Source organism: Paenibacillus sp. GCM10027630, from assembly GCF_042676305.1.
GTDB lineage: Bacteria > Bacillota > Bacilli > Paenibacillales > NBRC-103111 > Paenibacillus_S.
In genome coordinates, this window is sequence record NZ_JBHTGY010000006.1 from 145,125 (window position 1) to 152,171 (window position 7,047).

Below are 7,047 nucleotides of genomic sequence, written 5' to 3' on the forward strand. Positions count from 1 at the left end.
GTTTTACTTTGGAATATTAAATGAAAGCTACATAAATAAGTACATTTTATTTGCTCGTGAAAAAGAGGAGGAGTTTAATATTATCAGCCAAATATTAGTTAGCGTGGTAGCTTTGGAGCATTTGTACATCCTATACTTGGAAATGTTTTTGTGGACCACACCTAAAGGATTAAAAACCTTTGGAACAACGCAAGAAGTGGCCGAAGCATCAAAATCACTGGCTGCTAATCAAGGCCTATACAATGGATTTCTAGCTGCTGGATTGATTTGGAGCTTGTTATACACTAATGCAGCGGTAGCGCGTGAGATTCAAATATTTTTTCTGGTTTGTGTTCTAATTGCAGCTATATTCGGGGGAATAACGGCTAAAAGATCGATACTCTTAGTACAAGGACTTCCTTCGCTGGTCGCTTTGTTATTTGTTTTATTTTCGTAGTAGTAGCCAGATGTATTTAAAACTCTTTCGCTGGCTTAATAATTGAGGTGGTTAATTATGAAATTTTCTTTTGAAGTTGGTGTTAAGGAAAAACACAGTAAAGGAGGTTAAGAAATGATACCAATTAAAATCTATATTCACAGGAACAGAGGAAAATGGGAGCTAACCGATAAAATAACAAGTGAGCTTGCCTCAGTCAGACACTTGGAGGAATCGATACGAAATGGGGAGAAGCCGTTCCTGCACGAAGTGCGAGTAGAAGAAGGTTCTTACAAATGGAATCCAACGGAGCATCAATATGAATTGCAAATTCACAGCAGATCAATAGAACCTACAAATGGCAAGAATATGGTAGCACAAATGATAAATTTATTAGGCTTCGTCGTAATTATATTCGGTTTTATTGCAGGGTTTCTAAGACTTCCAAATGGCATACTAGCTGTAACGTTTATATTCTCAGGTATCGTAACAGGACTGCTGATAGTAGGATTTTCAGAGGTAATCTATTTGCTTGATAAGATAAATAAAAAAATGAACAAAGATTGAGAAGCAATATTCCAATAACGATTATATTAGAGGGGGCAATTAAGATATCCAGAACTATTGAATTTACTGAAAACACATTAATCTTACATTTAACTGGATTGACAAGTCTGGCCGCGCTAAAACGTCAGTTAGAAATTCCATATTCAGCGATCAAGGATGTAGCAATTGAAGACTTCAAAGTCTCGTTACTTCAGTTTAGAGTGGGAACCTCTATCGCTGATATAAGAGAAGGGCGTTTCATGTTAACCGACAAGTGGTCATTTATTTCGTATGAAAATCATAAAGATGTAATTGTATTGCGATTAATCGACCATGAATTTGAGAGCGTTGTTTTCCAAATTAATAATCCGGAAGAAGTAAAGAGCCGGATTTTGGAGCGTATTTCAAAGTGAACCGATGATTTTATCTACGTATAATAGTATTCTAGTGATATGAGGTAACTCTTAGGAATAAAGACTTTGTAAAAAAATCTTTTCATTCCATTAATCGAGGTGCGCTATGTCTAAGAAAATGTGGTTGGTTCGGGCCGGTGAGGGAGCCTACCTATTTAATGAGTTCAAAGAGAAACAAGCCGTAGCTATCGGCTGGAGCAAGTTGAAAAATATGGCAAGTGTAACCTCTCTCCAAGCTGTTAAAACATTGTTGAAGTCCAACTATCCCGAGTACAAAGACGGGAAAACCAATATTACTGCAGGGCAGATATATAGATTTGTCTGCGAGTTTCAAGTAAATGATGAAGTGATCACCTATGATCCTGAAGAACGTCTATATTACATCGGAAATATTACATCGAAATATGATTATAATCCAGGATTTATTACGGATAAACCCAATGTTCGCAAAGTGTCCTGGACCGGTAGCGTATCACGTGATTCTCTATCAGCAAGTGCAAGAAATACTCTGGGGTCGATTTTGACGATTATTGCTATACCTGACGAGGTGCGATCAGAAGTATATAGTCAGATGGGAAAACAATCTAATACGCCGGAAGAAGAGTCGGAGGAAGAAACGGACGAACTGGAACTTATTAAAGCAGATATTATTCTTAAATCAAAAGAGTTCATTAAGGACAAGATTGCTAATCTTGATTGGGAACAGATGCAGGAATTGGTTGCTGGAATACTTAGGGGGATGGGATATAAGACTCGCATCTCTCCCAAAGGGCCTGATCGTGGAAGGGATATTTTGGCTTCACCAGATGGGCTTGGTCTCGAAGAACCCAGAATAATGGTTGAAGTGAAACATCGTTCGGGCCAAATGGGCGCTAATGAGATACGCAGCTTTACCGGAGGGCTTCGTTTGGGTGACCGTGGAATATATGTTTCTACAGGCGGTTTTTCCAAAGAGGCCAAATATGAAGCGGAGCGGTCCAACAACCCATTGTCCTTAGTAGATCTGGATTTTTTAGTTGAACTGGTGACCCAATATTACGACCAATTTGATGCGGAGACTAGAACTTTGGTGCCTTTAAGAAAAATATATTGGCCAGCCTGAGGGTAAAAATACAGACAGCCCGTCTGAAGCAATCAATATTGATAGTTATGAAAAAGTAAACAGTACTGACAGAGGCAAGTAAAAGTTTAGTTTTTTGCAGTCAACCAGAATATCCAACCTCAGGTTGATTCAATTTCCTTTGAAGCAATTTTTAAGTATAAAAGAAGATTTGATATATTGATGAAATGTTACAAATACTCACAGGGCATTTTGATAGAATCAGTGACTTGAAGAGTAGTAAAGGTATGTCGAAAGAAAGGATTTGTATATGGACTGCTAAACATCCACTGAATCCAAATATAGCTGGGATGAAACAGGGGGACGAGAAGAGGGAAGCACGGAGAAATCCGAGCCCCTAAGCTCGGTTCCCTTTTCTTATAATAACAGACTTTATAAGTTTTCAGCGGAGCTGAAGAAGTCTGATATTGCAAGAAAAGCTACCGCATAGACACGAATGTATCTTCATCGAAAGGGCTTCGAATAGAAGCTTTTCTTATTTTCGCAGCCTATTTAATATCGTTGTGTCAGAAAAGTAGGGTGATGAGAGTTTATTTATTGTCAAAAATGAAATAAGGTATAAGAATTAGAATTAACCTTGTAGAAAAGATGGTGGTTATGAAAATTCATTTTGAGAATGAAAGTATAGAATTTAATGTTCAATATGCAAATAGAAAGAAGCTTTCCATTCATATAGACTCTCTTGGCCTCATAACTGTAAAAGCTCCCAAAGATACGAGTAAAGAGCTAATTATAGCCGCTGTGGAGCATCATGGAAAATGGATACTGGAGAAAACCTCTGCCATTGCAAAAGCTCTAGAATCTCCTAAAAGAAGAGAATATCAAGACAAAGGAAAGTTCCTTCATCTTGGGAAAGAGTATTTTCTACATGAGCTAATAGAGACCGGAGAGTTAAATGAGGAAGAACTTCAAAGAAATCTCAAGAAGTTCTACTTCTCAAGCTGCAAGAGGATTGTAGGAGAACGAATACAAACATTTCAACTACAACTGAGAGTAAAGCCGAAATCTATCGAAATAGTAGAGTCTAAAACCAAATGGGGAAGCTGCAGCTCGGATAAAAAGATAACCTTTAACTATCGACTGGCTATGGCACCAATTGAAGTTATCGATTATGTGATCGTCCACGAACTATGTCATTTGCTTCATATGAATCATGATAGATCATTTTGGAGACGTGTTGGAAGTATTATGCCGGATTACAAAGAAGAGCAGGATTTTTTAGCACGGTATGGGCATTCTATGACGCTTTAAAAATTGGTCCAAAACCCAAATCAGCGATTGACGAAGTCATTCGTTTTCAGCTCAGAACCGAGCTCAGCTCTAGACAAACCTTGGGTGAGGAAATGGCAGCGTATAGATATTATTCGATTCGAAGCCATTGCCTACCGTAAAAACCTGCATCTATACATCCTTTTGACCAGTTAATCGGCAGTCTTTTGGAATTCATGCAAATGTGCATCTTTTTCTCATTCTTGGCTGAAACCGGAACATATTGCGAGAAAATTGATGTACTTTCGCAGTTTTTCCTCTTAGAAGAATATTTCGGTAGAAAAATAACTGCAGATTTGCAGGCTTTTATTCGGGGTTGGTTGTGAGGAAGAAGATTAAGGTGGAGAAAATAGCCGATCCGATGCCAAGGTGAGCATAATACCGGGAACAACTTGTCGTAAAAAGGAATTTTTTGTTAGGTTGTAGAATTAAGCATACATTATCGCTTAGGTAAGTCAGGGCTGTAAAGCAATAACGAACGTAGTATTACCTTAGTTTTCAACGATGAATGGATGGAAGCAGCAGAGGATTGAAAATATTCTGCTTTAATATGGATGGAGAAGGAGTTATTATGATACGTTTTGGCGTAATAGGGACGAACCGGATTACTGAAGAATTTATTAAAGCAGCACAAGAAATCGAGGATTTTGCATTAACGGCCGTTTACTCACGAACTGAAGAGAGGGCTGAAGAATTTGGGACCAAATACGGGGTTTCCCATATTTTTACAGATATAGAGTCTGTGGCTCGAAGCGGGGAGTTAGACGCTGTGTATATCGCCAGCCCTAATTCCTTTCACGCTAAGCATGCCATAATTTGTATGAATCATGGAAAGCACGTGTTGTGTGAGAAACCAATAGCCTCCAATACAAAAGAATTACAAGAAATGATTAAGGTCGCACAAGCCAACAAAGTCGTTCTGATGGAGGCTTTGAAGTCAACGCTGCTTCCTAATTTCCGGGCAATTCAAGAAAATGTATATAAGCTGGGCAAAGTGCGCCGTTATTTTGCGAATTACTGCCAATATTCCTCTCGCTATGATGCGTACAAAGAAGGAACGGTGCTTAATGCATTTAATCCGGTGTTCTCCAATGGTTCATTGATGGATTTAGGAGTTTATTGTATTTATCCAATGGTTGTTTTATTCGGGAGACCGGATCAAATAAAAGCAACAGGGGTGAAGCTTGATTCCGGTGTGGATGGGGAAGGCAGCATATTGCTTAAATATGCAGAAATGGATGCAGTCATTATGTATTCCAAAATCACCGATTCCTCATTGCCTTCCGAAATTCAGGGGGAGAGCGGAAGCTTGGTCATCGACAAAATCAACCATCCCGGGAAAGTGGAGATTCACTATAGAGATGGAAGCATAGAGGACATAACGAAACCGCAGGATAGTAAAACGATGATTTATGAGGTAAAGGAGTTTATTGAGTTAATCCATAACGGGCGCTTGGAGTCGACGACGAACTCCTATGCCAATTCCTTAATCGCTATGGAAATCATGGACGAGGCAAGAAAGCAAATTGGACTCGTATACCCTGCAGATACAAATGATTAAGTCGAGTGGAAAAAAATATAAAATACCGGCATCATCTGTGACTGTAGATGAATGCCGGTATTTTGTGTAAAACTCTTCTTAAAGCTTATGGAAGCTTATTAGCTGCTGGAGCCGCTTGAACTGCTTGAGCTGCCAATGCCGCCCTTCGAGCCTGAAGATACTCCACTGGAGATGCCATTGGATGATTTGCTGCTTGAGCTGCTGCCCACACTGCTGGAGCTTGAGGAGCCGGATGAGCTTGACGAGCTGCCTGTACTCTTTGGAGTTGTTGTGCTGCTTTGAGTGCTTTGAGTACCGGAATTGGCGGTGCCGAACGAACCTGAACGTGTAGAAGTTGTAGGCGCTGGTGTACTGTTCGTTGGTGCAGGAGTTGTGCTTTTCACATCCTTACTTGCCGCTGCGGGAGGGGAGCTTGTCACCGTGCCGTTCGCTCCAGCAGCGGGTGCAGGAGCTTGCCTTCCGTTGGACGCAGCGGACCCAATGGCAGCGGCCGCCGCACCAATAGCTGCACCCGCAAGTGCTCCGCCAATCAATCCTGAAGCAACGGATGAGCTTCGCCCATAATACGTATTCCCATCATGGGAATAGGAGTATTGCTTGTCGTAGCTGTCCCCCGAATCATCGCATTTGCCATCGTTGTTATCGTCCTTGCAATAGTCTTGCTGGGTTCCGCCAAATGGCGCAGCGTTAGGGTCCACGGCTTGCTGAGCAGGGTTACTTGAAGTAGCAACCTGCTGTGTGGCAGTTGTTGTTTGTGGGGTCGGCGGGGTTTGCCCACATCCTACTAGAGTAGCTGTAGCCATAAATACGGAAACCATCATAGCCGATTTGTTCATCGGAACGGCCTTTTCTTTGAGGCCGTCCGCTTGTTTTTTTCGTGACATCGTATTCACCTCATTTTGTGCTTCGGGCGTAGTAAACGAACATCTTACGATCCTCATCGATCTCGAAAGACGATTTGTCCCACTTCTGCCCATTCAGCGTTATTGTCTCTGTTTGAAGCAGGAGTAGCACATCCAACAAGCTGTCGTAATGCTGTAAGTGAAGGATTGGGTAATCAGTCAGCTCCTCAGCGAACTGCCTGATTTCAACGACAAGCTCTTCTCCGTTATCAATAGAAGGCTCCATTTGCTCTGTCACTTGGTCGGACGGAGTCACATAAATCAGATGGAGGTTTTCTTGTTTCTCAGTACGTTGCTTTTCATAAATGGTTCCTCCACGAATCAACCAGTCCGATACGTTTCGGATGAGTAACTCTTCAAGCGGAATGCTGTCATAATGACAAATCACTTCCAACGGGTCATGATGTAACCGATACTCCAATCGAGCCATGCCACGTTCCTCCCATATGATCAATCTTATCGAAATAAATAAAACAAAACTAAGTAATATTTTACTACAAATGTATATAATAGTCTTGATTTAGATTAAAAACGACAGAAACAGCTGATTTTATCGAATACGTGCGAGACTGACAAAGCTTAGCCTATCCTTCGTATGGAGAGTAAGTGGGCTTTCAAATATGTATAAAACAACATAAGTGAGGAATAACAAAAAAGGACTTGCAATAGATATACTATCCGTGGTATATTGTCATTCTTGCTGTTGCGAGACGGCGAAAAAGATAAGTAAATAAATAAAAATAAAGTACTTGCAATTAGTAAACAACATGTGTTATATTGATTCAGCTGCTTACGAGGCAGTGAAACAAACGAGTAAATAG

At 40.6% G+C, this 7,047-nt stretch carries 8 protein-coding genes; 6 read left to right on the forward strand and 2 right to left on the reverse strand.

Going from position 1 to position 7,047, the window contains the following annotated elements; translation table 11 throughout:
* The first annotated feature begins 79 nt into the window (after positions 1 to 79).
* From ACFQ0C_RS03990 to ACFQ0C_RS04015, 6 genes are all read left to right on the forward strand, one after another.
* Positions 80 to 436: a DUF1304 domain-containing protein gene (locus ACFQ0C_RS03990; RefSeq protein ID WP_379364212.1), complete on the forward strand. Its 357-nt coding sequence runs from the start codon at positions 80 to 82 to the stop codon at positions 434 to 436.
* Between the two features lie 114 nt (positions 437 to 550).
* Positions 551 to 982, forward strand: a complete 432-nt coding sequence (locus ACFQ0C_RS03995; RefSeq protein ID WP_379364192.1) for a hypothetical protein — start codon at positions 551 to 553, stop codon at positions 980 to 982.
* A complete protein-coding gene (locus ACFQ0C_RS04000; protein WP_379364194.1) occupies positions 979 to 1,374 on the forward strand; it encodes a hypothetical protein in 396 nt (131 codons plus the stop codon). The genes ACFQ0C_RS03995 and ACFQ0C_RS04000 overlap by 4 nt, the downstream gene beginning before the upstream one ends.
* Before the next feature lie 106 nt (positions 1,375 to 1,480).
* Positions 1,481 to 2,476, forward strand: coding sequence for a restriction endonuclease (locus ACFQ0C_RS04005; RefSeq protein ID WP_379364196.1), 996 nt, complete (start codon positions 1,481 to 1,483; stop codon positions 2,474 to 2,476).
* Positions 2,477 to 3,091: 615 nt separating this feature from the next.
* On the forward strand, positions 3,092 to 3,745 hold the full coding sequence (locus tag ACFQ0C_RS04010; protein WP_379364198.1) for a M48 family metallopeptidase: 654 nt from the start codon (positions 3,092 to 3,094) through the stop codon (positions 3,743 to 3,745).
* Between the two features lie 589 nt (positions 3,746 to 4,334).
* Complete coding sequence (locus ACFQ0C_RS04015; RefSeq protein WP_379364200.1) at positions 4,335 to 5,324, forward strand: Gfo/Idh/MocA family protein; 990 nt, start codon at positions 4,335 to 4,337, stop codon at positions 5,322 to 5,324.
* 98 nt (positions 5,325 to 5,422) lie between these two features.
* Here the strand turns inward: ACFQ0C_RS04015 and ACFQ0C_RS04020 are convergent, their stop codons facing one another.
* Positions 5,423 to 6,208 (reverse strand): hypothetical protein, encoded by a 786-nt coding sequence (locus ACFQ0C_RS04020; protein WP_379364202.1) that lies wholly within the window; start codon positions 6,206 to 6,208, stop codon positions 5,423 to 5,425.
* 10 nt (positions 6,209 to 6,218) lie between these two features.
* Positions 6,219 to 6,656, reverse strand: a complete 438-nt coding sequence (locus ACFQ0C_RS04025; RefSeq protein ID WP_379364204.1) for a hypothetical protein — start codon at positions 6,654 to 6,656, stop codon at positions 6,219 to 6,221.
* Positions 6,657 to 7,047: the final 391 nt, after the last annotated feature.

Bases quoted from the DNA above. Each gene is read 5' to 3' on its own strand.
- ACFQ0C_RS04020 (WP_379364202.1), bottom strand. From the start codon at position 6,208: ATGTCACGAAAAAAACAAGCGGACGGCCTCAAAGAAAAGGCCGTTCCG.
- ACFQ0C_RS04005 (WP_379364196.1), top strand. From the start codon at position 1,481: ATGTCTAAGAAAATGTGGTTGGTTCGGGCCGGTGAGGGAGCCTACCTA.
- ACFQ0C_RS03995 (WP_379364192.1), top strand. From the start codon at position 551: ATGATACCAATTAAAATCTATATTCACAGGAACAGAGGAAAATGGGAG.
- ACFQ0C_RS04010 (WP_379364198.1), top strand. From the start codon at position 3,092: ATGAAAATTCATTTTGAGAATGAAAGTATAGAATTTAATGTTCAATAT.
- ACFQ0C_RS04025 (WP_379364204.1), bottom strand. From the start codon at position 6,656: ATGGCTCGATTGGAGTATCGGTTACATCATGACCCGTTGGAAGTGATT.
- ACFQ0C_RS04015 (WP_379364200.1), top strand. From the start codon at position 4,335: ATGATACGTTTTGGCGTAATAGGGACGAACCGGATTACTGAAGAATTT.